Raw genomic sequence first — 24,836 nt, 5'->3', positions numbered from 1 at the left:
TTAGAATTTGTCTAGAACCGTGCCGAGAGCACCATGCTCACGCTCCGGCCCGGCGCGACGAACACGAACGGGGTCGCGCTCTGATAGAGCGCGTCGTAGTAGAGCTTGTTGGTGAGATTGGCGACGAACAGTTTCGCCTTCCAGTTCTGATTGATCTTCGCCTCGACGAAGGTGTCAAACCGCCAGTAGCTCGGCAGCTCAGTGCCCTGGTTCGCGGCGAGCAACGTTCCGCCGTACATCTTCGAGCGATACACTGCCTGCCCACCGATCTCCCAGACGTCGGTGAGCTGGTACTTCGTGAGCATGCTGAACGACTGGTGCGCGACGTTGGCAAGCTTGAGACCAACGTTGGTCGGGAAAAGCAGCGGCTGCGGCGACGGAGCAAGCGACTTCGTCACTTCGGACTGCATCAGCACCATGCCGCCGAACACGCTCCATTTGTCGGTGATCTTGCCGCCGACGCCGAGATCGATGCCCCGGATCCGATAGGCCGCGCCTGCGGTGATACAGGACACGTTGCCTGACCCCGCCGGCAGGTTATACGAGCAGCCCGGAACCGCGTTCGCGGCCGCAACGCTGTTGACGTTGCGCGATTCGCGCGCGTTTTCCTTTTCGGTCTGGAACAATGCCGCCGTCACCAGCAAATGGCGGTCAAACAGCTCCCATTTGGTACCGACTTCGATGGCCTTGTTCTTTTCCGGCCCAAAAATCTGATTGGGATTGCCATTGAGCGCGGGTGCGAGGCCGCCATACGCGGCGCTGGTACCATCGAATTCGGCGCCCACCGGATTAGATGAAGTCGCATAGGCAGCGTAGACGCTGCCGATCGGCATCGGCTTGAGGGTGAGGCCAAGGTTGAAATTCGGCAATCCGTATTGCTGTTCCTGCGCCGAGAAAGTGTTAGCAATGTTGTTTTGCGTACCGAAGCCGCTGACCTTGATGTTGTAATCGTCGTAGCGGATGCCACCGTTGAGGATGACGAAATCGTTGTAGTTGGCAGTGTCGATCAAATAAACGCTCTTGGTATCGACGGCGATCTTTGTCGGCAGGCCGGCCCACGTCGGATTAGGGCTGATGTTCGCAAATGTGAACTGCGGATTAAAGACATTCACGCCGGTCACGCTTCCGCTCGGTGCTCCGAAGCCCGGCAGTGCTTCCGAGGTGAGACCCGCATATTTGTCGATGCTCGCAATCTCGCGCGAGACTTCGACGCCGCCCAATACCGTATTCTTCCAGCCGCCAACGTTGAACTTGTAGGTCGCTTCGGTCTGATTGGCGATGTTTTCGGTCACCTGATAGCGGCTCTGCGGATTGGCGCTGAGCGTCCAAAGCGCGGAATTTGCATTCGTCGTAATCGGCGCCTTGGGGAGCGTTCCGATGTAATCGAGCACCGAGCGCTGCATTCTGGTCTTGTTGCTCAACGTCAGGTCCGGCGTAATTGAAACCTCGCCGCCTACCGTACCGATGTCCTGCTTGATGCTGTAATAGTCGCGATTGACGAAACCGTAGAAATTGTTGCGGCTGGCGCCGAAATCCGGGAATGGCCCACCGGCAGTGCTGGTAAATTGCTGGCTGCCGGACCCGATCGATCCGGGCCGATAATACGGCACGCCGAAATCCGGCAAACCATGCAGATTGGTGTGGATGTAGTTCGCGTAAAGCTTCACGGTGTCGAGCGGGGTCCACTTCGCCGCCACGAAGCCGCCGTCGCGATCGTCCTTGATATAGTCGCGACCGGCGACGCCGGCGTCCTGGAACAACCCGCCCGCGCGAATTGCCAGCGTCGGGCTGATCACCTGGTTGACGTCGAGCACGACCCGCTTGGTGTGGTCGGTACCGAACGTGGTGTCCATGTTGTAGAAGCTCTTCTCGGTCGTCGCCTGCTTCGTGACGATGTTGATCGCGCCGCCGGTGGTGCCACGGCCCGCAAATGACGAGCCCGGACCGCGCAGAATCTCGACCTGCTCGGTGAAGAAGTTCTCGCGGACGCTGACGCCGGCATCGCGGACGCCATCGAGGAAGATGTCGTTGCGTGCGTCGAAGCCGCGGATGAAGAAGCGGTCGCCGAAGGCATTGCCGCCCTCGCCGGTGCCGAGCGTGACGCCGGCCGTGTTCAGCACGGCCGACTTCAGGGTGGTCGAGTTCTGGTCAGCCAGAACATCCTTTGTCAGCACCGTGATCGATTTTGGCGTGTTGAGGATCGGCTCGGGAAATTTGCCGGACGCCTGCACCCGGGTGGCCATGTAGGGCGCTGCCGGGTTTGCGTAGGGATCGCGGTCGGCGTTGAGCCCGCCAGCGTTGGGGAACGGCACGGCGGCGACCTGCGCCGGCTGCGTGCGACGGGCGGCGCGGCGCAGCGCACTGCGGGCGCGGAGCTGGTCCGGCGAAGGCTTTGAAGCGGCAGGACGCGGGCGAGCGACCGGGGCATCGACCGTCACCGGCGGGAGGTTTGATTGCTGCGCTTCGGCGCCGGAAAACGACGCAACCGCAATGAGGCCCGCAACCGCGGAAACCTTTTTGCCGGAATTGCTTTCAGTCGTCTGACCGACCGAGTTGATCGCCACCTCAAACCGCAACGATCTCGGTGCTTTTGCTTGATTCATCTAGCGCCCCCTGATGGAATTCTCAGAACATGCGCTATTTTGTTGCGCGACGAACTGTCCCAAAGAGCCTATCGAGCGGGGAAACTCGGGTCAATACGGTTGCAGCAACACCCCGTTTGAATCCCGCCCAGTTAAAAGCAATTCTAATATCCAGCTTAGAACCATTCAAAAAAAATATCGCAAAATCAGGCGGCGTTACTTGCGTCATCAGCCTTGCGACGATCAATCCGTGCTCGGCGGCTTCATCAGCGAGAACAATTCGTCGACCGTCGATTGCGCGACCTGACGGACGCGATCGGTGTTGTCCATGCCGGCGATGTTGACGCCCTTCACGACAGCTTTGATCTCGTCGCGAAAGTCGGTGAGGAATCGCAAAGGGTCCGGCGAATCGTTCGCGACGCGCGCGATCAGTCCCGTGATCAGAATCTGACACGCCATCATGCGTCCGTTCAGTTCATCCATCCTGCATCCCCGATTGCTTGCCGATTGATGCGCGCGATATGGACGACATCGATCCCGCATTCAATCCTGCGCGAAAGTCACGCCGGAGATCGCAAGCCATTTGGCGCTAGCGCCGAACCTCGCCCAGCCGCGGCTTCAAACCTTTCCAATTGTTTAGGATTCTCAAGCCTTAGTGTTTGTACAGCGTGATCGCACGGACATTATATCGGCAGGATTGGGGACTTCCTTAAATCCGTGAGCAAACATGTCGGGGCCGCGCACCATCCGTTGGGCTTTACTGATCGTGGCGATCGCTGCGCTGGGCTATTTCGGCTGGCAGCGATTCCAGGGCGAGGATCATCAGGCGCAACCTGAAACCCAGAAACGCGCCCCTGCCCGGGCTGCTGTTCCTGTCCGGACCGCCATGGTCGAAAAGGCCGATTTCCCGGTCTATTTGACCGGTCTCGGCACCGTGCAAGGCTTCAACACCGTTGTCGTCCGCACCCGCGTCGATGGTCAGATCAACCGGATTGCGTTCCAGGAAGGCCAGTTCGTCAAGGAAGGCGACACGCTGGTCGAAATCGATCCGCGGCCGTTCCAGGCCGCCCTCGATCAGGCCAAGGCCAAGAAGGCCCAGGACGAAGCCAATCTGGCCAACGCCAGCCTCGATCTGCAGCGCTTTACCAAGCTCGGCGAATTCGCGACCCGGCAACAGACCGACACGCAACGCTCCACCGTCGCACAGTTGACGGCGCAGATTCAGGCCGACATGGCGATAATCGAGAACGCGCAGACCCAGCTCGATTACGCCACCGTCAAGGCGCCGATCTCCGGTATCGTCGGGCTCCGCCAGGTCGATGTCGGCAATATCGTCAACGCCGCGACGCAGACCGGTATCGTGACCATCGCCCAGATCGAGCCGATTGCGGTGATCTTCACCGCGCCGGAAGACCAGTTGCCCGATATCAAGGCCGCGCTCGCCGCCGGCTCTCCCAAAACCATCGCGCTTTCCACCGACGGCAAGCGGGTGCTTTCGACCGGCACGCTTTCGTTGATCAACAACCAGGTCGACACGTCGAGCGGCACCGTCAGGCTCAAGGCCGTGTTCGATAACAAGGATCATGCGCTGTGGCCGGGCCAGTCGGTTTCGACCCGGCTGCTGATTACGACGCTGAAGGACGCCACCGTCGTTCCTGACGATGCCGTTCAGCATGGCCCCAACGGCCTTTACGCCTACACGGTCAGCAAGGAGAACAAGGCTGAATTTCGCAAGATCAGGGCGACGCGCTCGATCGACGGCCGCTCCGTGGTCGACGAGGGCCTGGCGCCCGGCGAGCAGGTGATCACGGCGGGCCAGTTCAAGGTTCAGCCGGGCACGCTGGTGACGACCGCGGTCGCCAGCTCGGATCAGGCTCAGGCCAAGGTGACCGGCGAATGAGCGAGGGAATTTCCGCGCCCTTCATCCGCTATCCGATCGGCACTTCGCTGATGATGGCCGGCATCCTGTTCGTCGGCCTCGTCGCCTATCCGCTGCTGCCGGTCGCGCCCCTGCCGCAGGTCGACTTTCCGACCATTCAGGTCTCCGCGTCGCTACCCGGCGGCAGTCCGGAAACCATGGCCTCATCGGTGGCGCAGCCGCTGGAGCGTCAGCTCGCGCAGATTCCCGGCGTCGCGCAGATGACCTCGACCAGCTACCTCGGCACGGCGGCGATCACGATCCAGTTCGATCTCAACCGCCCGATTGATGCTGCGGCCAACGACGTGCAGGCCGCGATCAATGCCGCCAGCGGCCAGTTGCCGAAGAGCCTCCCCTCGCCGCCCACCTATCGCAAGGTCAACCCGGCGGACTCGCCGATCCTCCTTTTGTCGGCGACATCGGACACGCTGCCGCTGACCACGGTGAGCGACGCCGTCGACGCCCAGCTCGCGCAGCAGATCAGCCAGATTTCCGGCGTCGCCCAGGTCATCATCGGCGGCCAGCAGAAGCCGGCTATCCGCATCCAGATCGACCCGGCGAAACTCGTGGCCAAGGGCCTGTCGCTGGAGGACGTGCGCAGCCAGATCGCGATCACGACGGTCGACAGCCCGAAGGGCAATATCGACGGCGAGCGCCGCGCCTATACCATTTACGCCAACGACCAGTTGCCTGATTCCAAGGACTGGAACGACGTCATCATTGCCTTCCGCAATGGCGGCCCGTTGCGGATCCGCGATATCGGCCAGGCCGTCACCGGGCCCGAAGATGCCAAACAGGCGGCCTGGGCCAACGGCAAGCGCGGCGTATTCCTCGTAATATTCAAGCAGCCCGGCGCCAACGTCATCGAGACCGTCGACAAGATCAAGGCGACGCTGCCGCGGCTGGTGGCGGCGATTCCGCCGGCGATCAAGATCGAGGTGATCAGCGACCGCACCCAGACCATCCGCGCGGCGGTGGAGGACGTGCAATTCACCCTGCTCCTGACCATCGCGCTGGTCGTCATGGTGATCTTCGTCTTCCTGCGCAGCTTCTGGGCCACCGTGATCCCGACCATCACGGTGCCGCTGGCGCTGCTCGGCGCCTGCGCACTGATGTGGGTGTTCGGCTACACGCTCGATAATCTCTCGCTGATGGCGCTCACCATTGCGGTTGGTTTTGTGGTCGACGATGCCATCGTGATGCTGGAAAACATCACGCGATACATCGAGGAAGGCGAAAAGCCGCTCGCCGCGGCCTTCAAGGGCGCCCGCGAGATCGGCTTCACCATCGTGTCGATCAGCATCTCGCTGGTCGCCGTGCTGATCCCGCTGCTGCTGATGGGCGGCATCATCGGGCGGCTGTTCCGCGAATTCGCGGTGACGCTCGCGATGACCATTTTCGTTTCGATGATCGTATCGCTGACGCTGACGCCGATGATGGCCTCGCGCTTCCTGCGCGCGCATGGCGAAACCAGACATGGCCGGTTCTACCAGTGGAGCGAACGCGGTTTCGATGCGATGCTGCACGCCTATGAAAGAGGTCTCGACCTCGCGTTGCGCTGGAAGCTCACGACACTGATGATCTTCTTCGCCACCTTGGGATTGTCGGTCTATCTGTTCGTCATCATCCCAAAAGGCTTCTTTCCGCAGCAGGACAACGGCCTGATCACGGCCACCTCGGAGGCCAGCCAGGACATTTCCTTCGCTGATATGAAGCGGCATCAGGAGGAACTCGGCAAGATCGTGCAGGCCGACCCGGATGTGGCCTCGGTTGCGATGGCGATCGGCGGCAGCGGACGCGCCGGCAACAACGGCAGCCTCTTCATCACGCTGAAGCCGCGCGACGAGCGCAAGGCGACAGCACAGCAGATCATCGCCCGCCTCCGTCCGCAATTGGAGAAGGTCGAAGGCGCCCGCCTCTATATGCAGGCGGCGCAGGACGTGCGGCTCGGCGGCCGGCCGACGCGAACCCAGTTCGAGTTCACGCTGCAGGACGCCGACCTTGCCGAGCTGAACGAATGGGCGCCAAAAATCCTGACGAAGATGCAGACGCTGCCCGAACTGCGCGATGTCGCCACCGACCAGCAGACCAACGGCACCACGCTGGAGCTGAAGATCAACCGCGATACCGCCGCGCGCTACGGCATCCAGCCGCAACTGATCGACGATACGCTCTATGACGCGTTCGGCCAGCGCCAGGTGACGCAGTATTTTACCCAGCTCAACACCTACAAGGTGGTGCTCGAGGTGCTGCCGGAACTGCAGGGCAGCCTCGATACGCTGAACAAGATTTACGTGAAATCGCCCACCACCGGCGACCAGGTGCCGCTGTCGACCTTTGCCAGCTGGACCAGCGTGCCGGTGCGGCCGCTGTCGATCAGCCATCAGGGCCAGTTTCCGGCGATCACGATCAGCTTCAACCTCGGCCAAGGCGTGGCGCTGGGCCAGGCCACAGATTCCATACAGAAGGCGATGGTCGAACTCGGCGCGCCGGCAACGCTCAATTCGAGCTTTCAGGGTACCGCGCAGGCGTTCCAGCAGTCGCTCGGCACCGTGCCGCTGTTGATCCTTGCAGCGCTCGTGGTGGTGTATCTGATCCTCGGCATTCTCTACGAAAGCTACATCCACCCGATCACGATCCTGTCTACGCTGCCGTCGGCGGGCGTCGGCGCGCTCGCCATCCTGATGCTGTTCGGGTTCGACTTCAGCCTGATCGCGCTGATTGGCATCGTGCTTCTGATTGGCATCGTGAAGAAGAACGGCATCATGATGGTCGACTTCGCGATCACGGCCGAGCGCGACGAGCGGCTCGAGCCGGAGGCTGCGATCCGCAAGGCGGCGCTATTGCGCTTCCGCCCGATCATGATGACGACGATGGCGGCGCTGCTCGGCGGCGTGCCGCTGATGCTGGGTACCGGCACCGGATCGGAAATCCGCCAGCCGCTCGGCTATGCCATGGTCGGTGGACTGATCGTCAGCCAGGCGCTGACGCTGTTCACGACGCCGGTGGTCTATCTCTATCTCGACCGGCTCTCGAACACGTTCGCGCGCTGGGGCCGGTCGGCCGATCCCGATCATGGAGCACATCCGGGCCCGCAAGCCTCGGTCAAGCAGGCGGCCGAATGACTTGACTTTGCGCTGCAACCGACACTACCGAAGGTAGTTCATTTCGGAGCCGGTTCAGTGAAGATTTTAATAAAGCTTGCGGTCGCTGCCGCGGCAATATCAGGCCTGTGCGGCCATAGCCACGCCCAGGCGCCCAAGGCCAAAAGCAACGCCGCGCCCGTGGCGCAGGCAGCGCCGGCTCCCACCGCTGCTGCGGCCACAGCCGAGGGAGCGAATACGCCCGCCCCTCCCGGCTGGGTTGCGCGGTGCAGCAGCGCCAGCCGCGGCGCACCGCTCGAATGCGCGATCGAGCAGAGCGCGGTTCTGACCAAGACCGGCCAGTTGATCGTGCTGATCAATATCCGCGTATCAGCCGAAACCCGCGCGCCGATCGCGCTGGTGCAATTGCCGCTCGGGCTCAACCTGCCGGCCGGCGCCAAAATCCAGGTCGACGACGGCAAGACGTCCGAGCTGCAGATCCAGACCTGTGAAGCGCGCGGCTGCTACGCCAACCTCCAGATTTCGCCTGACCTGCTGGCCGCGTTGAAATCCGGCAAGCAGTTGAAGGTTTCGTTCCAAAATCTGGCCAAGGAGACGATTACGATCCCGATGCCGCTGGCCGATTTCGGCGCGGCGTATGAGAAGATCAAGTAAGGCGGGGTTTCGTCGGTTTTGCGACGAGCAGCGTGACGGCGCCGCCCCACACACAAAGTCGTCATTCCCTGCGCAGGCTGGGAATCCAGTACGCCGCAGCCTATCGTTTAAACCATCCGCGTCTCTGGAATACTGGATCGCCCGCCCCAGTGCGCAATTGCGCACAAGGCGGGCGACGACAGCTGAGGTTTGATCGGCTACTGCCTTGCCATCTCCGCAGCTGCCACCCCCTCGCCATCCAGCCTCTGGTCGTCATGCATGTCGACCGTCACCCGCAGCAACTGCCCGGTGAATTCGAACGGCGCCTCGTAGTGCGAGACCGGGCAGGAACGGTCGCGGCCGATGTCGAGGCCGGACCACGAGATGAAATTGTTGAAGGCAAGCTGGGTCTGGGTCGAGCCTGCCGCCTCGCCGTCGATCAAGAGTGTATAGGCCGTCACGCCGGTGCGGGAGCCCTTGGCCGGCGGCTCCTTGCGCAACAGACGCTCGACATGGACGCCGAGCCGGTGCGCGCCTGATGGCACCTTGCGGTTCGAAGTCACGATCTCATGGCCGCCGCCGATATTGAGATCATGCACCAGCAAGCCGTCCTTGATGTACAGGCTATAGCCTGACGTCGCATCGCCATGGGCGATCAGCACGCCCTCGGCGCCCTCATCGCCAATCTCCACATGGGCTTCGATGGTGTAGCTGCGGCTGCGCACATCGGGCGCGACGTCGGTCGGCACGTGTCCCATGCCGGCGTGAAAGGTGAACTTGTTGCGTGCGCCATGGAAGCGCGCGGCGTTTTCCGCAAAGCGCGGGCCGAAGCGGTCGTCGAGCGGCAGCACATTGTGTTTCTCGGCCTCGCTCCACCACAGCTTTATCATTTCGGCCAATCGCTCAGGGTGCTGTTCAGCAAGATCTTCCGTTTCCGAAAAATCCTCCGCCAGGTGAAACAGCTCCCATTTGTCGTTCTCGAACGGCGTGCCCGAGGGATGGAAGGACACCGCCTTCCAGCCGTCCTGCCAGAGGCCACGATGCCCGAACATCTCGAAATATTGCGGCGACGATTTTGACGGCGCGGATGGGTCGCTGATCGAGCGCGCAAAGCTGTCGCCTTCGATCGGCATCTGCGCGACGCCGCCAATTTCGGCCGGCGGCACGATGCCGATCAGGTCGAGCAAAGTCGGCGTCAGGTCACAGGCATGAACGAATTGATCGCGCACCTCGCTTTTGGCGGCGATTTTCTTCGGCCAGCTCATGATGAAGGGATCGCGGATGCCGCCGCCATGGGTGTTCTGCTTGTAGCGGCGCAGCGGCGTGTTCGACGCCATCGCCCAACCGTGCGGAAAATTGCTGTGCGAATCCGGCCCGCCGATGTCGTCGATCCGGCGCAGCTTTTCCGCGATCGGTTCGGGACGGAAATTATACGGCCCCATCGCGTTGACGAAGCCAAGCGGCCCGCCCTCCTGGCTCGCGCCATTATCAGACAAAACCAGGATCAGCGTGTTGTCGCGGATGCCGGCGGTATCGAGAAAACCAATCAGCCGCGCCAGATGCTGGTCCGCGTGATCGAGCATACCGGCGAAGGCCGCCTGCAGCCGCGTGAAGACGCGCTTTTCGTCGGAACTGTGCTCTTCCCAAGCCTTCACGCCGTCATTGCGTGCGGGCAAGCGTGTTTCCTGCGGCACGATCCCCATCGCCTTCTGCCGCGCCATCCGCTGCTCGCGCTCGACGTCCCAGCCATGGGCGAACTTGGAGTCGTAGCTCTTGATGATGTCCATCGGCGCCTGATGCGGCGCGTGACAGGCGCCGAGCGCCACCCAGGTCAGCCACGGGATATCGGGCCGGTCGGCGGTGTGATCGGCGATGAAGCGGATCGACTGGTCAATCAAATCAGATGTGAGGTGATAGCCGTTCGCGTAGGTGCCGGGTGCATCGACATGCGTGTTGTCCGAAACGAGTTCCGGCGCGAACTGATCGGTCTCGGCATCGAGGAAGCCATAGAAACGATCAAAACCGCGACCGAGCGGCCAGCCATCGAACGGCCCGGTGGCGCCGCTTTCGGTCAGCGGTGTGACGTGCCATTTCCCGACCATGTAGTTGCGATAGCCGTGCGGCCGCAGCATTTCCGCCAGCGTCCCCGCCTCGCGCGCGATCTTGCCGCGATATCCGGGATAGCCGCTATCGAAATTAGCGAGACAGCCGACGCCGACCGAATGATGGTTGCGCCCGGTCAATAGCGCCGCACGCGTCGTCGAACACATCGCCGTGGTGTGGAAGCCCGAATAGCGCAGGCCTTCGGCGGCAAGCTTGTCGATGGTCGGCGTCCTGATCGCCGAGCCATAGCAGCCGAAATCGGAAAAGCCGACATCATCGAACAGCACGACCAGGATGTTCGGCGCACCTTCAGGCGGCTTCGGTGCCTGCGGCCACCACGGCGTCGATCCGGCCACCGTCTTGCCGATCGTGCCGCCGAACGGTTTTGCACTGCCTGCCGCCATGCTTTCCTCCCGCTTTTTGGGGCGACCGCGGTTGACCCACAAGGTTCGCCTGGGGCTCACGACAACGCGCAGGTCGCGCATTGCCAAAAACCATAATCCGAATTACGATTATGATTATTTCGAACGGAGACGCAAGTTCCCGATGCAGCGACCCGCCGAACTCGACCTTCCCGGCGTGACCCCGTCGCGGCAGAAGCGCAGCCGCGAGACCACGGCCGCCCTGCTACAGGTCGGCGCAGAGATGTTGCGCACGCACAGTCTTGCGGAATTGTCGATCGACGCCCTGTGCCGGCAGGTCGGCGCCACCGTCGGCGCCTTCTACAGCCGGTTCGAAAGCAAGGACGCCTATTTCAATGCGTTGATCGAACTCGCCGCGCGCGACGGCGGAAGCCGGCTGTCCCGGATGAGGGAAGACAGGCGATTGACTGAGGCCGATCTCGCCGAACTCAGCCGCCTCCTCGTCCGTGGGACCATCGGCTGGATCCGAAACCACGAAGGCGTGCTGCGCGCCGCCCTTCAGCACGACGACACAAGGCCGGACCGGTGGTCCACCTTCAAGGGGCTGGCGCGTGCCAACGTGGCGGACGCCACGCCCATCCTGCTTAGCGCCATGGGCCGGGGCAACAAGGCGGCCAAAACGCGCGCCATCTCCTTCGGCTTTCAGGTCGTGCTGGGAACGCTGGTCAACGCCATCCTCAACGATCCCGGGCCGCTCTCCATTCACGACCGGGAGATCGAGGCGCGGCTGGCGAACTGCCTGCTGCTGTTACTGCAGGCGGAGATGGCGGCGCCGGCAGCCCGCAGTTCGCGCGGGCGCAAAAAACAGCTTCGTCGTTCGCAGGGTTGACCCCGGGACCGCGGCAAATGCCGCCCGCAGCAACCCCTGCAATTCGGCCCCGAAAATGCCCCTCCTTCCGCGCTTGCCAAGGCCCGGACCGAGCGAGTAGAACGACGCACCAGCGAAAGCGGTGATTTGCAAAATCCCGCTCCAGCCGATTGCCGGGACATCCACCTAACCTATTGATGTCACTGAGCAATTATTGGGGAATGGTGTAACGGTAGCACAACAGACTCTGACTCTGTTTGTCTAGGTTCGAATCCTAGTTCCCCAGCCAACCAGAATGATCGGCGAAGCTTCCCCGATTTGATGAACCGCCGCCGGAAGTAAACCTCGCCATTTGAGCAATAAATCCAAATGGTTCGCGCAACTTAGCATTCAGCTCTCCATTCGCCCATGTGGAGTTCGAAACAACGAAATTGAGGAGCCGCCGCTTCTGCATCGGCTCCTCGCTGTCGAACAGGCGTTGGGCGTTCCTCGCCATCTCAAGGATAGTGACGCCTTCCTCAAGGTAGTGCTGATCAGCTGACTGGCGCTGCTCGATCTCGCGCAAGCACCGGTCCTGCTGCTTGCGCCAGTCGGCAGACAGGTGCTCGAACATGCCGGGGTCCACCTTTGCGTCCAGCTTATCGACGTACATCGCCTGGATGCGCGACTGGATGCGGTCGTATTCTGCCTGCAGCCGCTTGATTGCTTGCGCGTGCTCCTTGGCTTGATCCACGTGGCTGGACTTAAGGCCTTCCGAGACAAGCTGAAGAGCGGCCTCGCCAATGTCGAGTTGGCGCAGCAATTCCGAGAACTTCCTAGACAGAACGGCTTCCGGGACATAGGGCTCCGGGCAGCGGCCTTTGTAGCCCGTGCAGCGATAGTAGATGTAGCGACCTTTCTTGATGTCTCCGGTCAGGGCACAGCCACAATGGCCGCAGCGCACGAGCGTCGAGAACGCAAAGTCATTCTTTGCACGGCGGAGCTTCTTCCTCTGGCGGCTGTTAAGCGCGTCCTGAACCCGCTCGAACAGGTCCACAGAGATCAACGGCGTGTGGCGTCCCTTATAGATGCGGCCTTTCCAGACAAACTCACCAGTATAGATGCGGTTGTGCAGAATGGTATGCACAGCGCTCACAGGAACGGTGGCACCCGTCCGCCGATACAAAAGTCCGGCCGCTTGCGCCTTGTCAGCAATTTCCTCAAGCGAGAGGACGCCCGGCGCGTACCATTCGAATATCTTGGCGATGATGGATGCGACGGCGGGATCGGGCGCGATAATGCGCTTGCCGTCCGCGCCCTGTACGTTGAGATAGCCGAGCGGGGCCTTGGTTGGCCAGATGCCCTGCTCGGCTTTCTCCTGCTGGCCCTTGCGAGCTTCTTCCGAAAGATTGTCGATGTAGTTCTTTGCCATCAGCACCTTGATGCCGTGGAAAAATTTTTCGGATGATTTTGACTCTTGCGAGAGAACAACACCTTCCTTCACGAGGTGGATTTCGATGTTAAGCTCGTCGAGGAGCACCCAATCCTTGAGGTTGCGATAAAGACGGTCGGTCTTCTCAACCAGCAAAGTACGGATGCCGGGATGCTTCTTGAGGTAATTCACCATCTCGTTGAAATTCAAGCGGCCGCTTGCCTTCGCCGTCTCCACGTCGATAAATTCTTTCTCAATGATGAGGCCGTTCCCGCTGGCATAGGCTTGCAGGAGCTTCTGTTGCGCGGCGATGGAAAATCCCTCCATATCCTGCTCCTTGGAGGAGACGCGCGCATAAGCCAGCACCTTGTTTGACTTTGGAGCGCCGTTATTTGCGGTGTTGATTTTGCTCATGGCGACCTCGCGCAGCGATGGCGCATCGAATCAGCACGCGTGCGAGAGAGCAAGTCAATTCGGCATCAAGACTGCATTTTATCGTTTGCTGTGGCGCGGCTGCGCGGTCTTCGACGCTTGCGGGGCGCGGGTGTCGAACCTGTCTCCACGACTCCGCGTGTTGCACGCTCGCGCTCTCTGCGTGTCCACTCGCGCAGCACGGTGAAAAAGCCAATGAGGTTGCGGGCCATTTCGCGGGCATCTTCACGGGTTAGCTCGCGCTCAGCATAGGGTTGCCAAAACGCACGGGTCGTTTCGAGGTAGTCGCGAGTGGACCGATCCTCGGCGGTTTGCTTGTCCTCTGCGGTGGCTTGCATCCGTGCGGGCATGGGATGGCGCTCTCCCCTTCGCTCGTAAGCGGATTCCGATTTCGCGACAATTAGGGTATTGTCACGCAGCGATTCCGCGCCATGAACGAACGCCGGAAAGATGTCTCTGACTTTGCAATCTTCTTTCGGAATTGAGCATGGAATCCGCAAGATTCGAGGATCGAGAGACACGCCGTTAGGCGATCCGTTGTCGTTGGCGGGACGAGGTCCCTGCCGTTTCTCTTCTTCTGCTGCCATGCCGACGCTCTCTCGTCAGGATCCATCGGATGGAAACAGCGCGGAGACCCACAGCGAAAGTCAGAAATTCGCATCATCGACTTGCGGCGTAGAAATGCTTGCAGGCGGCGGATTACTTCTTCTCTGGAGTTGGCAGTGATACGCCGCGAAGCGCGTGACCCCTGACCTTACCAGCATGGCGAGCCGTTGCCGGGCCGGCGACATCCGGTCAAGGCCGTGAGCCGGCGGAGCCGGGCGCGCGTATAGCGCGAGCCTTGAGGGGATGGCGCCGGTCTGGCCCTATGTCTGCAAGCTGGCAACGACATTGGTGACACTCATATCCCCAGCCCCCGTTTCCTACCGAAATTCCATTCGATGCCACCAGCATCGCGCACTGTGCCGGAGATATGCTGGCCGATGCGCTTGTCTAGCACCGGTTGCCACGGCACCAGCTGGAAACCGATGCCGTCATCGATCATGGCGAAGCGACCGCTCGCGAGTTGGGCGGAGCCAACAAGTGTGCCACTGACATATGCGCCGGTCCTGGCCGGGGTGAACGTTAGCCCGCGTTCGGCAGCCATGGCCCTGCCGACACGAGTCACCTCCGCGCGCTCCAAGTTGGAAATGAAATCCTTGGAGACACGAATACGGCCGTCCTCCAGCCGGACGGCGTGGCCCATGTTCACGAGGCTCTGCCTGCGCCGTTCCATTGCCTCAGTGACCTCCCGCCCAAACCCGGTATTGGCAAGTGTGGCACGGCTGTGCGAGGCCAACTCCCGGTCGAGCCAGGTTGCGCCATCATGGCCGATCTGCTGGTCAAGGCCGGTAGGAGACAGGACGCTGATGCGGATGTTGGCGCGGTCCCGCGCCAGATCGTAGGCTTGGCCGCGCTCGACAACGTCGGCCGGGACGCGCCAGCGATCGGCGTCGATCCGTTCGGCATGGCCGGCCCGGCGCAACGCCTCCAGCCGGCGGACATGGGAGCGGACGAAGGCCTCGGGATCGCCGCCGATGCGGTCGATGGCAGTTCGCGCCCGCTCCAGATGCTCGGACGGACGATAGATGCCACCCTCACCTGCAACATCTCCGATGTTGCGGTCCGCAGCGCGCGGCCCGGGAGGGACGGAGCCGGCCGCGACAATCATGCCTCGGCCGACCTCCTCGGCGCGGGCGGCATCCATCTCGATATGATGCACGCGCCCGTCGACCCCGTCGATCACCAGCCGCACCCGCTCGCCCATCTCGTCGCCGCCAAGCCCCTTGTCAAGCACCCGGCCGACGATGCGCTCGGTTACATGCGCGCGGTGGAGGACGTAGTTGCCAGGATGGCGGTCCTCCGCGAGACCTTCGCGGTCCAGCGCCCGGTGCATGGTCTTGATGATATCACCGCGCTCGCCAAGCTCCCGCAGCGCGGGCTCAGCCTTGGGCGAGAGAATCCATCGCCCGGTCTCGACCTCGGTCGCCAGCCCCATGCGCTCCAGCTTGCGCGCCCGCTCGATCAGCAGCGCCCGGTTCTGGCGGAACGTGTCGCGCATATCCTGGTCGGGGCGCAGGTCCGCAAACTCCTTCCCCTGCTGCTCGGCAATCAGCATGCGGTCGAGCCGGGTAAAGCGATCGGCGTCCACCTCCCGCTCGAGCTGCTTTGTCACCTCAAGCTCGGTCTGCCGGCCCAGTTCCCGGGTGACAACCTCGCTAGCCCGTTCGCGGATCCCGTAGGCGATATAGTCCCCGGCGATGTTGAGGGTCTTGCCGTCGTCGGTGATGCCCCGAACGAGGATGTGGGTGTGCGGATGGCCCGTGTTGTGATGGTCGACCGCGATCCAGTCGAGTTTTGTCCCGAGGTCGACTTCCATCTGCTTCATCAAATCGCGGGTAGTCTGGCGCGGGTCGGCCAACTCCGTGCCCTCCTCGGCCGAGACGATGAAACGAAACTGATGACGGTCATCACGGCCGCGGTCGAGAAAGGCACGGCCATCCTCCGCGTCGTGCTCGGCCGAATAGACCTGGCCCTTCTCGCCGTCCTTCGTCACACCGTCCCGTTCGAGGTAACGCAGATGCGCGTCCACCGCCTTGGCGCTGACGAACTGCCGTCCACGCGCGGCTCCGCGCTGCGGATTGAGCTTCACGACGCGGGCCTTCACCGCCACGCGTCGCGACCGTGTACTCAGTCCGCTCCCGTCCCGTTTCCACGCGCTCCGATCCTTCAGCTCCTCCGCTGTCGCGGCGCCCCGGCCCCGCGCATTGAACCGGCCGCTCGCCTTTCCGGTCCCGCCCAGCCGATCGGGGTTGCCGCCCGCCCGGCGGATGGCCTGATGGACCTCGCCGAGGAAGCCGGCCGGGCGTCGGCGCATCCCGCCGATCCGGCGCGCACTCGTCCGTGCTTCACTGCGACCACGGACCTTGCCAGGACGGATGCGAAAGTCGTCTTCGTCGCGTGCCATGAGGCGACGATTGGAAGTCGAAACGCGTTCGGCAAGAGACAAATACGCTCGTCGCGGAAAAGCGCGGAAATACTTGCATCAGCGTAGGCGGTGCGGCCTCTCATTCCCCACACATCGCGAGCGATGGCCTTCGGACCCTTGAAAGCAAAGAAGAAAGTATCAGAAACGCCCCCGCCCCACCTCGCCGGCTCAAACCGAGCCGTGCAAAACCAATGTGCAGACAAGCACTTGCAAGCGAAGCGCGCCGCGAACGAAGTTCGCTTTATCTTGCCTTCCTAATCGGGCGTGCAAAGTCAACTCCCTCCTACGCTTTTTTGCAATTTCTCTAAACAAGCAGCGCTCCTTATCTCGCTGCTTCGATTGCGAGCAGCGTTCGCTATCAGCCCGGTCGCGACTTGCATTCTCCAGGCGGGATCCATGCGTTCGTGAGCCCGTGACGAACGGCACTTACGCATGTCAACCGGTAATCTGCCATTAGGTGAGAAGCCTGCGGCGCGCGTCGTAAGCAACGAAGAGTTCGTCCAGGCAAATGTTTTCGCGACGGCATCAATCCGCACGTTGACCCGCTTGCTTTCGATCATCGGTTCGAGCATCGCGACATCGCTTGCGTCTCTTCCGGAAACGGCCGATCTGTTGCCAAGTGACGTTCGTAACGCCCAGGTTCTGCATTGTACGCGACCAGGAACCCGGCCATGCCGTAACGATCATTGAGTTCGCGGATGTATCCAGCCCCCGCCCAAACGTTGTCATGGAGATCGAAGGGATCGGCGCCGAGACGATATCGAGCGCGCAATTCCGCCCAGGTCCTTGGCATGAGCTGCATCGGGGCCGTGCGCCCTTGGAATACCGTGCCCGCTGTTTTGCGCCGCTTTCGACGTGCATCACCACACGTATCCAATGTTCTGGAACATCGAAACGTCTGGATGCTTCGGTGACAAAGGCGGCTAGCGGATGGATGGATATGCCGTTCGCTCGATGTGTGGCCGCCGATGCCCGTCCGGCATAGCTGCACCGTTCAACGGCAACGAGGCTGCCAAGGCTGTCAGAATGCAAAGCATCGTCTCGAAAGATCGCCAGCCTGCCATCGTGCTTGCGGCCGTCAAGGGTGAAGCGCTGGCGCGCCGGCCTGACGGCAGCCCTTGACCGCCCACTCCGCGCGACGGCCGTGCAAATCTTGGCCGGGACGAAAGAATGGCGCCTGTTTCTACCGAACAAAGGAATGACAGGAAGTTTGCGATCTGCTGGCGAGGTCATTCCTCCCCGAAGTCTCATTCAGACCGGGGCGACCGCGAAAATCACACATCGTACCTTCACTTGAACGAGGCCTTGTGTTTCTCTTGCTTGAGCATCACGTCGATCGCTTCGATGATCCGAATCTGCGGATTTGCTTTGCAATAGACAATCACCTCATGTTCCAGCTCTTTCGTACGGGCTATGTTGAAGTAGTGCTTCTTTGCGAGGCCGTTGTACCAGCCACTGTACCAGGTGGTCAGCCTGTCGGCATCGCCTTGCCAGGTTCCTGCAAGGGCAGCACACGTTAGTGCCTGCACGTCAATGTAACCGTTAGCATCCGCGTATGCCGTGAGGTCTGTTTGCGCCCGAACGTGCGAACTTGCTGCAGCGAGAACTGCTATCGCAGTGGCCAGTGCTTTCAGCATCTTGTCACCCCTGGGCAATCTTTCAGGCGAGCGAGGTCCGGTCGAACTGTGACAGAACCGCCAATCCGCGCTATGCACTTTCGGCACAGACAAGGTGGGAAACGAACGCCTCATTCAGTTCGAGAACTCCCGCCAATCCCGCTCAGCTGCCGTGCGCTGGACTGTAACGTGGGTCCCGCACCTGATGCCGATTATGCATAGGCTACTCACGATTCCTTTTCTAAGTTCGATTACTCGAGATCGGAGTGTCAAAATCATGCCAGCAAACCGAGCGGTTTTGTCGAGCCGTAGCTCCTTGGCCGTTTTATCCGCTATCTTGCTGATGCCATGCCCTTCGCTGTTGGCTGTAGAACCGCCGAGCAAACCATTCCTCGACAAGAACAGTTTCTATCTGTCCTCCGCGGGCTTCAAAGTGCATTTTGCCAACGATGCCGCCGGCAGAAAAGCGCTGCACGCGCTGCCACCGCATCGCTTCGTGATTCATAACCTCGGCGGGGGTAACGTCCGGTATCTCTATGCCGAGCCGCAGCATTGTGTGTGCATCTTCATCGGCACCAAGGACGCTTATCAAAGCTATCGTGCCATTCTCACCCAGCCAATACCGCAGCCCGATGATGTCTCTGCAGATTACAAGACGCAGGTCAGCGCACTGTTGGAGGGCGACCCCGTCGATATGCTGGGCAACCCGCCTTATGCCGCCGAGTATTTCCGCAATTATTATTAGGCGGGTTGAAATGTCACTGAGTGACCGCCTTCCACAAACCGGCCGGATGGCTCAGATCCCGTAACGCCGGCAAATAACGCGAAGTCTGGAAATGCATTCAGCACAGGGACCTGTTCCAGACGGTGCAACCTCGATCTCGATACCAACCGCATACTCGCCCGGACTGCAATAGCTTCCAGAATTGCCAGGCTTCGCGCTCGTCCAGGGCCCCTGCGTGGTGCCAGCGGGAATCGTGGTCGCGGGGGCAGCCGTTTGCGCGTGGGCGCCGCCGTTCAGCGCCATGGTAATAAAGGCCAGGGCGACAAATTTCACGAGCGGTTTCACGGCGCCTGCAAAAATCACGAAAACAACCCCATGCAAAGTAGAATGCGCCCCAACCCGGCAGCGGCGCCTCAGGCTCGGTGACTCCGGCTGGCCAGCCTACCGCCAGGCAGTTCTCCACCCGAGACCGACCCTCAGCCAGACCTGGTTATCGACGCTGCCATCTTCTGCGCTCCAGCCGCTGATCATGAAGGCAGGTTGCTGGATCGCGGCCGTTTCCGGCACGGCAGCCTTTGCCGGCAACATCCGAAAAGCGGGCGCAACCGCAGCAACGGCTGCGCCGGCGACGAAAACCCGACGATCGACGATCATGCGGCGGATCCTTCAGCAGCTTCCAGTGGGCCTTGCACAAATGACGACAATTGGTACGCGGACGTATTTCCCCAGCGCTTGACTGCCTTCGCGGAAATTTCGTTGGCCGCATCGGCCTCGCCTGCTTCGAGGGCGATCGTATAGGTCTGCTCGAAAGCACGCAGCGTCGGGCGATTCCTGAGATTTATCTGCGCGAGCTCCAGCGCCCGTGACGGGTCGCCTCCACTGCCGATGTAGAACTCCGCGCCATGATCGGCGAATGCCAGCAAGTGCTTGTCCAGGAGTGCCTCGAATCTGGCACGCGCGGCTTCCAGATGTGAAGCTGCCTCGCCAACGCTACCCTCGGAATGAAGCACGTCTGCCAGCCTCCACAAGACCTCCGGATCGCCGCTGGCGAGCGCCGGCCTGAGCGTCGCCGCTGCTTCGCTTGCCCGACCGGTGGCCGAACAGATTTCCGCCAGGTGCACGCGCGCTCTTACATAACAAGGCAAACTGACAATTGCCTTGCGATACCAATGCTCGGCGCGCGCCAATTCTGGTTCCGGAACGAGTTCGCCCCAAAGCATGCCTAACTGAAAACATACCCAGGCCACCGGGAAAGGCGAAACATCCCGATATTCCCGCAAGGCTCGTCGATAGGTTTCGTCGGCGTCGTTGAATTCGCCCACATCTGCCAACAGGGCGCCGAGCGCGACACGATCTTCAAACCGACCGGATTTTGCAACGATCCTGCGACGCTCATCCAGCACCTCCTCCAGATGCGAGCCGCACGCCTGATCGACGTTCAACAAAACGCGCTTTATGTCTTCCGGTGGCGCTCCGCCAAGACTTGCTTGTGCGAGATAGTGCCTGGCGTCTGAAAAGCGATGCAGCGCCGAGGCGATTTGCGCCTTGATCACCATCGTACGCGCCGAGGCCGCGTCCAGTCGGCCGAGTTGTTCGCCAAATGCTTCCATACGACCGATCGCGGACAGATCGCCCGCAAATTGCGCGGTCAGTTGCTCGTGCTCAAGCACGGTTTCCGCAGCGCCGGGGCGTTGCGGATCCTGATAGAACCGGCCCCAGGACCGCAGGCGCGCGCTGTTCAGGTTAACAATGGCGATCTCGCCATCGGTCGTCTGAAAACATTCGCTATCGAGAAGTGCGGCTTCGGTCATGGTCACCTCAGAAACGCGACTTGAGGCTGTCGAGCCCAGTCTTAAACAGCGTTGAGACAATCGTCTTGGCGATAAGCGTGCCCGGGCCGTTCGGAAGGAATTGCGCGCGCCATTCCACCGAACTGCCGGCACCATTGGGCTTGACCGACAGCATTCCCGTGTAGTTTGCCACCGGCAAACCCGCGACATTGGCATAGCGATAGAACCGGCCTAAATTATCGACGGCCTCAAGACGTTCGATGATCTGCTTGCCGTCGATCGTTTCAATCGTCCGCAACTGACCCGGGCCGGTTCCGGTCAAGCGAATCTCCGCAATCAGAGGATGCCAATAGGCGGCGCCAAATTGGCCTATTAGCTCCCATACCTTGTCGGGCGTAGCGGTCACATCGACCGTCTCCGCCACGGTCTGCAGGTCCATATTCGGCGTGGCAAAGTATGGGAAGTTCCTGGTTCCCGGCTTTGTTGCTTTCGTTGTCCCACCTTCCAGGAATTCGCGATCCCGATTCACGATCCACGTGAACAGTACATCGATGACATCGGCATCAACCGTACGGCCGCCGCCGGTCTGATAGGCTTTTCCGTTAAGGGTGCTCTTTTCAATTTCCAGATGGCTGGTGTCAGTAATCGGTTTTGCGACGTCGAACAGCAGAAAATCGTCGACAAACATGTTTGCGTTTGCGGCCAGCGCGGACGGCGTCCAATCCTGTTTGCTGTCCCGCATATCGTAGTTGGCCAAACTATCCTTCAGACGCTGAAGAAAGACCGGTCGAAGCTTTTCATCTATTGAAAACGGCGCCTGCTGATTCCAGAGGTCGCGGATATCGTCGACGCCCTTCAATCCGGAATTGTTAAGTCGAACATTGGTCTGTTCGGGACGGCCAACCCAATCCATCCGTGTTGGTGGATGTCCGACGAAGGCCCCGGCACGAGGAATTGGCAACGTTTCGGCGATCACTCCGAACAGTGAACCCCTGTCGGGATTGAGCACCCGCGCCGTATCGAATTCGACGACGATGCTAAGCACATTGTCGTTGAAGAGCAGATTTTGAAATTTCCGCATGACCCCTCCTTCATTGAGCCAGGCGAGGATGAACGGATCCGAACGCATCCCCGCGTACACGCGGAAGATTCCGTCGGGCGTGGATGCCCCTTTTTCGTCACCGACAAGAAAACGAAGCGTCTGACCGTCCGGCATCGTGCAGGTGCCGCGCTGGACAGGCTTGCGGTCGGCGGCGCCGCGCTCAAGGCCGTCGAACCGGCAACTGAAGCGTATTTCCGGGTCGGCTGTCTCGAATTTGGTGGCGTCGCCGACGCCAGCTACTTTCGCCCGACGAACGGCGATCGAATGATTGATCGCGTTCGAGAAGATGGCATCGACCCCGCACGTCGGAAATACGTTTGCTGCCAGCACTGTACGCGAGGGATTTTCCGGGCTCGTGAATGCGAACAGATCCGTCAGGTCAGCCGAGGGGTCACCGATCTGTCTCGGCCCGTCGATATGATCGGACATAGCTGTACTCCATTTGTGCGGTTCTACTGCGCATCGATAGCCGGCTCTCAATAAGTGTCGGCTATTTCTGGGGCAACTGACCTTCCGGCGGACCTCCGAACGGCGTGACGCGCCCGGGTGTCTCCGGAATGGATTTCAGATACTCTACCAGCGCCCAACGCTGTTCGTCCCGAAGCAAGGGACCCACAACGCCGTTGCCGCGTGGGCCATCCTGGAAGGAGTGACCAGCGTTCGAATTGCCCAATAGCGTTGTGTCCATGAGGAAGGTCCCCGACGTCGCGGTCGCGTCAAATCCCACCTTGACCGGATCGAAGTCGCCGCCGAGGTAGAACTTCTTCGTGCGTTCTGCCGCCGGTATCAGCATCTCATAGAGATTGGGGACCGACCCGTTGTGCAGGAACGGCGGCGTGGCCCAGACTCCGTCACGCGGAGCCGCCTTATAGACGTGTTCCGGCGGGCGCGGTCCAGGAAATTCCCGATAGCCATTCAACTCCACCAGCTGGGCGTCGGTAAGATTGAGTTTCCGAATCGCCACTTCCCTCGCCACGTCAAGAGCGAGTGCGTTGAACAGGAGTTGCGGCAAAAGCGGTTTATCGCGGAACTCACCGGGTAGGAATTTGCTCAGTTCGCCGGTAATCGCCAATGGCCTGAGCGCCTCCATCTGCGCCTTGTCGGTGCCTACGTATGTCTGGGGTACTAGTCCTACGAGGACAAATCGTTTCCCGTATTTGTTGGGTTCGGTCCAGCGATAAGGCCAGACATTGTGGCAACTTGCGCAATGCTCGACAAACAATGCCTTGCCCGCCTTCGCTTTGTCACGGTCGATTTTGCCGAGCACATCCTCCGGCCAACTGGGCGGCGCCAGGCGTGACAATTGGCTCTCGACCCGTTGAAGCTCAAGTATGGCTCCGTTAGACTGAAAGAGTCCCTCGGCGGGAGATTTGGAGCTGAGATCGATGGGCAGGAAGACGCCCCCCGTCTCGCCATAGTTGCGGTTAATTGGATTCTGAATCAATGCCGCCCACTGCGTCCACAATCCCTGGGGCGCATTCCACAGGAACGGAGGTTTGACCGGGGCAATTCCCATCACCCAGTTCTCGGGTATACCCGGCAGCACAGCCGTCATGCGATCGGCTATCATTGAGAAGGCGTCCACCCGCCCGGGGCCCCACGGATGCTCAGTGATCGAAGTCCGAGTGGCATATTCGTTTATCCGAACGCGCTCACTCTCAATTCGCTTGCGCAGCTTGTCCTTCGCGTCCGGGGTCGATGCTCCGATCCGCGCCGCCAGTCGATCGAATTTTGCAGCGTCGGCCAGATGCGCGAGCAGCACCTTGTCGATGGCTATGATCATGCCCTGGAAATTTATGGTGTTCGAGATGCCGCCTTCGATCCGAATGAGCTTGCCCTTGTACTTAAGGTGCCCTTCGTGGCAGGCCGCGCAATTGACGCCGGCATAGTCGCCGGCCGGCCAGCCTTTGATTGCCGTCGCAACATTGGTTTTGGTGACACCGATCGGCAAACCATCCGGATTAAATGGGCTAACCGCACCGGGGACGAAGCCGTAGGCCGGGCCGGTCAGGCCATTGCGAAAAAGCTCTCGGCTGTCTGCGGTTTCCATGTTCAGAAAAAGGTCATATGAGACCATCGCCGAACCTTGCGAGAAACTGTAATACCATTCCCGGTCCTCTTTGGACCATGCCTGGTCGAGCAGGATGACCGAGTCCGCCGTCGGCGCCTGTTGCGCGGTTGCGGGGACGACAGCAGACAGCGCCAGCAACGACGCAATGCCCAATTTTCGTATTGCCTTTTTCATTGCAGCGCTCCGCATTCAGCATTGACGCGATATCCCCGGCCCGGCAGGAATTTGCGCGGCAGGGGATCACGGACCCAGAAGCCCTTTGATACTGATGCAACCCTTGTAGAGAGGCTATGCAATTTCGGCACCCAGAGGCTCGTGTCCGTATCTCGACCCTTCAGGCCAGCCCTCGTACCCGGACTGACGTGGCACAGACCGAACGTCACTTGAGCGACGCGTAATAGGCCGCCAGGTCCTGGATATCCTGGGGGCTAAGCGAAGCCGCGAGCCCGTGCATCAGGGATGGCTTGGTGCCAGTTTTGAAATCCTGCAGCGCCTTGACCAAGGCGGCTGCCGGCTTGCCTGCCAGCGCGGGATAGGCGCCCATCCCCTGCCCCACATCGCCGTGGCATCCTCCGCATTCGAAGGCTTTGGTTTTTCCTGCCGCCACGTTCCCCGCGGCTTGGGCGACGCCGGCAACCCCGAACGATGCAATGATAATTATTGCAATGAACCTGGGGGCCATCTCTGTCACCTCTTCAAGTTGATTCTAATCGATGCCAATCCAGTGCGTCACCGACCGCGAAATGCACCATGGTAACGCCGCCGGAAGCGAAATTTGACACGTCGCCGGCAACGGCCTGACCTTCCTTAGACCCCAATGCGCTCATCAGAGACGCCTCATTCTCGAAATCAGCTTCGAAGACGCAGAAGTATGGTGGCTTTCCCGCATCCAGGGGCTTCACGTCGAACGAATAGCTGATTGCCTTGGCGCCCGAAAGCTTACGCGCCAGCGGCACGTGCGTCTCAACATAATGCTTCCTGAAATGTGCCGGGTCCTTCGGCTCATTGTAGAGGACTAATAGCCTGTGCATTAGCGCTGTCTCCATTCATTGACGGTTCGACAGTGTATCAACAGTCTGGACAGCCAGCCTC

General features: G+C 60.9%; 20 protein-coding genes and 1 tRNA gene. 7 read left to right on the top strand and 14 right to left on the bottom strand.

Features of this window, described 5'->3' with window-relative positions:
* Nucleotides 1-11: 11 nt before the first annotated feature.
* On the bottom strand, nt 12-2,603 hold the full coding sequence (locus KIP88_RS07380; protein WP_214487181.1) for a TonB-dependent siderophore receptor: 2,592 nt from the start codon (nt 2,601-2,603) through the stop codon (nt 12-14).
* Nucleotides 2,604-2,825: 222 nt separating this feature from the next.
* Nucleotides 2,826-3,065, bottom strand: a complete 240-nt coding sequence (locus KIP88_RS07375; protein WP_214487180.1) for a hypothetical protein — start codon at nt 3,063-3,065, stop codon at nt 2,826-2,828.
* A 244-nt stretch (nt 3,066-3,309) separates the two neighbouring features.
* On the opposite strand from KIP88_RS07375, the gene KIP88_RS07370 reads away from it, so the two are divergent.
* Genes KIP88_RS07370 through KIP88_RS07360 form a run of 3 tightly spaced genes read left to right on the top strand, consistent with a single transcriptional unit; the run spans nt 3,310 to nt 8,258 of the window.
* Entirely contained in the window at nt 3,310-4,482 is a 1,173-nt protein-coding gene (locus tag KIP88_RS07370) for an efflux RND transporter periplasmic adaptor subunit (protein WP_214487179.1), read from the top strand.
* A complete protein-coding gene (locus KIP88_RS07365; protein ID WP_214487178.1) occupies nt 4,479-7,625 on the top strand; it encodes a multidrug efflux RND transporter permease subunit in 3,147 nt (1,048 codons plus the stop codon). Before KIP88_RS07370 ends, KIP88_RS07365 begins: the two co-directional genes overlap by 4 nt.
* 57 nt (nt 7,626-7,682) lie before the next feature.
* On the top strand, nt 7,683-8,258 hold the full coding sequence (locus tag KIP88_RS07360; protein ID WP_374226430.1) for an invasion associated locus B family protein: 576 nt from the start codon (nt 7,683-7,685) through the stop codon (nt 8,256-8,258).
* A 197-nt stretch (nt 8,259-8,455) separates the two neighbouring features.
* Here the strand turns inward: KIP88_RS07360 and KIP88_RS07355 are convergent, their stop codons facing one another.
* Entirely contained in the window at nt 8,456-10,744 is a 2,289-nt protein-coding gene (locus KIP88_RS07355) for an arylsulfatase (protein WP_214487177.1), read from the bottom strand.
* A 142-nt stretch (nt 10,745-10,886) separates the two neighbouring features.
* Between KIP88_RS07355 and KIP88_RS07350 the strand changes: the two genes are divergently transcribed.
* Together KIP88_RS07350 and KIP88_RS07345 are read left to right on the top strand one after the other, a co-directional pair.
* Nucleotides 10,887-11,591: a TetR/AcrR family transcriptional regulator gene (locus KIP88_RS07350; protein WP_214487176.1), complete on the top strand. Its 705-nt coding sequence runs from the start codon at nt 10,887-10,889 to the stop codon at nt 11,589-11,591.
* A 194-nt stretch (nt 11,592-11,785) separates the two neighbouring features.
* Nucleotides 11,786-11,859: transfer RNA gene (locus KIP88_RS07345), tRNA-Gln, on the top strand.
* Here the strand turns inward: KIP88_RS07345 and KIP88_RS07340 are convergent.
* From KIP88_RS07340 to KIP88_RS07325, 4 genes are all read right to left on the bottom strand, one after another.
* Nucleotides 11,845-13,395 carry a recombinase family protein gene (locus KIP88_RS07340; RefSeq protein WP_214487175.1) on the bottom strand — a complete coding sequence of 517 codons (1,551 nt, stop codon included), beginning with the start codon at nt 13,393-13,395 and terminating at the stop codon, nt 11,845-11,847. The two genes, KIP88_RS07345 and KIP88_RS07340, sit on opposite strands and share 15 nt — an antisense overlap.
* Nucleotides 13,396-13,460: 65 nt before the next feature.
* A complete protein-coding gene (locus tag KIP88_RS07335; protein ID WP_214487174.1) occupies nt 13,461-14,000 on the bottom strand; it encodes a hypothetical protein in 540 nt (179 codons plus the stop codon).
* Nucleotides 14,001-14,314: 314 nt separating this feature from the next.
* On the bottom strand, nt 14,315-16,420 hold the full coding sequence (locus KIP88_RS07330) for a DUF3363 domain-containing protein (RefSeq protein WP_214487173.1): 2,106 nt from the start codon (nt 16,418-16,420) through the stop codon (nt 14,315-14,317).
* Between the two features lie 577 nt (nt 16,421-16,997).
* Nucleotides 16,998-17,234: a lytic transglycosylase domain-containing protein gene (locus tag KIP88_RS07325; protein WP_249790569.1), complete on the bottom strand. Its 237-nt coding sequence runs from the start codon at nt 17,232-17,234 to the stop codon at nt 16,998-17,000.
* Nucleotides 17,235-17,371: 137 nt separating this feature from the next.
* Between KIP88_RS07325 and KIP88_RS07320 the strand changes: the two genes are divergently transcribed.
* Entirely contained in the window at nt 17,372-17,563 is a 192-nt protein-coding gene (locus KIP88_RS07320) for a hypothetical protein (protein ID WP_214487332.1), read from the top strand.
* A gap of 167 nt (nt 17,564-17,730) precedes the next feature.
* Here KIP88_RS07320 and KIP88_RS07315 read toward each other — a convergent pair whose 3' ends face one another.
* Nucleotides 17,731-18,078: an HdeA/HdeB family chaperone gene (locus KIP88_RS07315; protein WP_214487172.1), complete on the bottom strand. Its 348-nt coding sequence runs from the start codon at nt 18,076-18,078 to the stop codon at nt 17,731-17,733.
* Nucleotides 18,079-18,373: 295 nt separating this feature from the next.
* Between KIP88_RS07315 and KIP88_RS07310 the strand changes: the two genes are divergently transcribed.
* Nucleotides 18,374-18,802 carry a hypothetical protein gene (locus tag KIP88_RS07310; protein ID WP_214487171.1) on the top strand — a complete coding sequence of 143 codons (429 nt, stop codon included), beginning with the start codon at nt 18,374-18,376 and terminating at the stop codon, nt 18,800-18,802.
* A gap of 420 nt (nt 18,803-19,222) precedes the next feature.
* Here the strand turns inward: KIP88_RS07310 and KIP88_RS07305 are convergent, their stop codons facing one another.
* The 6 genes from KIP88_RS07305 to KIP88_RS07280 form a co-directional block, all read right to left on the bottom strand.
* Nucleotides 19,223-19,435 carry a hypothetical protein gene (locus tag KIP88_RS07305; protein ID WP_214487170.1) on the bottom strand — a complete coding sequence of 71 codons (213 nt, stop codon included), beginning with the start codon at nt 19,433-19,435 and terminating at the stop codon, nt 19,223-19,225.
* Entirely contained in the window at nt 19,432-20,592 is a 1,161-nt protein-coding gene (locus tag KIP88_RS07300) for a hypothetical protein (RefSeq protein ID WP_214487169.1), read from the bottom strand. Before KIP88_RS07300 ends, KIP88_RS07305 begins: the two co-directional genes overlap by 4 nt.
* 7 nt (nt 20,593-20,599) lie before the next feature.
* Nucleotides 20,600-22,102, bottom strand: a complete 1,503-nt coding sequence (locus KIP88_RS07295) for a DUF4331 family protein (RefSeq protein ID WP_214487168.1) — start codon at nt 22,100-22,102, stop codon at nt 20,600-20,602.
* 61 nt (nt 22,103-22,163) lie between these two features.
* Nucleotides 22,164-23,918: a di-heme-cytochrome C peroxidase gene (locus KIP88_RS07290; RefSeq protein ID WP_214487167.1), complete on the bottom strand. Its 1,755-nt coding sequence runs from the start codon at nt 23,916-23,918 to the stop codon at nt 22,164-22,166.
* A gap of 205 nt (nt 23,919-24,123) precedes the next feature.
* Nucleotides 24,124-24,426 (bottom strand): c-type cytochrome, encoded by a 303-nt coding sequence (locus KIP88_RS07285; RefSeq protein WP_214487166.1) that lies wholly within the window; start codon nt 24,424-24,426, stop codon nt 24,124-24,126.
* Between the two features lie 13 nt (nt 24,427-24,439).
* On the bottom strand, nt 24,440-24,775 hold the full coding sequence (locus KIP88_RS07280) for an EthD family reductase (protein WP_214487165.1): 336 nt from the start codon (nt 24,773-24,775) through the stop codon (nt 24,440-24,442).
* Nucleotides 24,776-24,836: the final 61 nt, after the last annotated feature.

This window comes from Bradyrhizobium sp. SRL28 (assembly GCF_018596315.1).
Lineage (GTDB): Bacteria > Pseudomonadota > Alphaproteobacteria > Rhizobiales > Xanthobacteraceae > Bradyrhizobium.
Note: the sequence above shows the minus strand (reverse complement) of the source record. Positions and strands in the feature narration are given on the sequence as shown.

Excerpts from the sequence above, each read along its gene's own strand:
- KIP88_RS07380 (WP_214487181.1), bottom strand. The coding sequence starts at position 2,603 with ATGAATCAAGCAAAAGCACCGAGATCGTTGCGGTTTGAGGTGGCGATC.
- KIP88_RS07375 (WP_214487180.1), bottom strand. The coding sequence starts at position 3,065 with ATGGATGAACTGAACGGACGCATGATGGCGTGTCAGATTCTGATCACG.
- KIP88_RS07370 (WP_214487179.1), top strand. The coding sequence starts at position 3,310 with ATGTCGGGGCCGCGCACCATCCGTTGGGCTTTACTGATCGTGGCGATC.
- KIP88_RS07365 (WP_214487178.1), top strand. The coding sequence starts at position 4,479 with ATGAGCGAGGGAATTTCCGCGCCCTTCATCCGCTATCCGATCGGCACT.
- KIP88_RS07355 (WP_214487177.1), bottom strand. The coding sequence starts at position 10,744 with ATGGCGGCAGGCAGTGCAAAACCGTTCGGCGGCACGATCGGCAAGACG.
- KIP88_RS07350 (WP_214487176.1), top strand. The coding sequence starts at position 10,887 with ATGCAGCGACCCGCCGAACTCGACCTTCCCGGCGTGACCCCGTCGCGG.
- KIP88_RS07340 (WP_214487175.1), bottom strand. The coding sequence starts at position 13,395 with ATGAGCAAAATCAACACCGCAAATAACGGCGCTCCAAAGTCAAACAAG.
- KIP88_RS07335 (WP_214487174.1), bottom strand. The coding sequence starts at position 14,000 with ATGGCAGCAGAAGAAGAGAAACGGCAGGGACCTCGTCCCGCCAACGAC.
- KIP88_RS07330 (WP_214487173.1), bottom strand. The coding sequence starts at position 16,420 with ATGGCACGCGACGAAGACGACTTTCGCATCCGTCCTGGCAAGGTCCGT.
- KIP88_RS07325 (WP_249790569.1), bottom strand. The coding sequence starts at position 17,234 with ATGCCAAGGACCTGGGCGGAATTGCGCGCTCGATATCGTCTCGGCGCC.
- KIP88_RS07320 (WP_214487332.1), top strand. The coding sequence starts at position 17,372 with ATGGATGGATATGCCGTTCGCTCGATGTGTGGCCGCCGATGCCCGTCC.
- KIP88_RS07315 (WP_214487172.1), bottom strand. The coding sequence starts at position 18,078 with ATGCTGAAAGCACTGGCCACTGCGATAGCAGTTCTCGCTGCAGCAAGT.
- KIP88_RS07305 (WP_214487170.1), bottom strand. The coding sequence starts at position 19,435 with ATGATCGTCGATCGTCGGGTTTTCGTCGCCGGCGCAGCCGTTGCTGCG.
- KIP88_RS07300 (WP_214487169.1), bottom strand. The coding sequence starts at position 20,592 with ATGACCGAAGCCGCACTTCTCGATAGCGAATGTTTTCAGACGACCGAT.
- KIP88_RS07295 (WP_214487168.1), bottom strand. The coding sequence starts at position 22,102 with ATGTCCGATCATATCGACGGGCCGAGACAGATCGGTGACCCCTCGGCT.
- KIP88_RS07290 (WP_214487167.1), bottom strand. The coding sequence starts at position 23,918 with ATGAAAAAGGCAATACGAAAATTGGGCATTGCGTCGTTGCTGGCGCTG.
- KIP88_RS07285 (WP_214487166.1), bottom strand. The coding sequence starts at position 24,426 with ATGGCCCCCAGGTTCATTGCAATAATTATCATTGCATCGTTCGGGGTT.
- KIP88_RS07280 (WP_214487165.1), bottom strand. The coding sequence starts at position 24,775 with ATGCACAGGCTATTAGTCCTCTACAATGAGCCGAAGGACCCGGCACAT.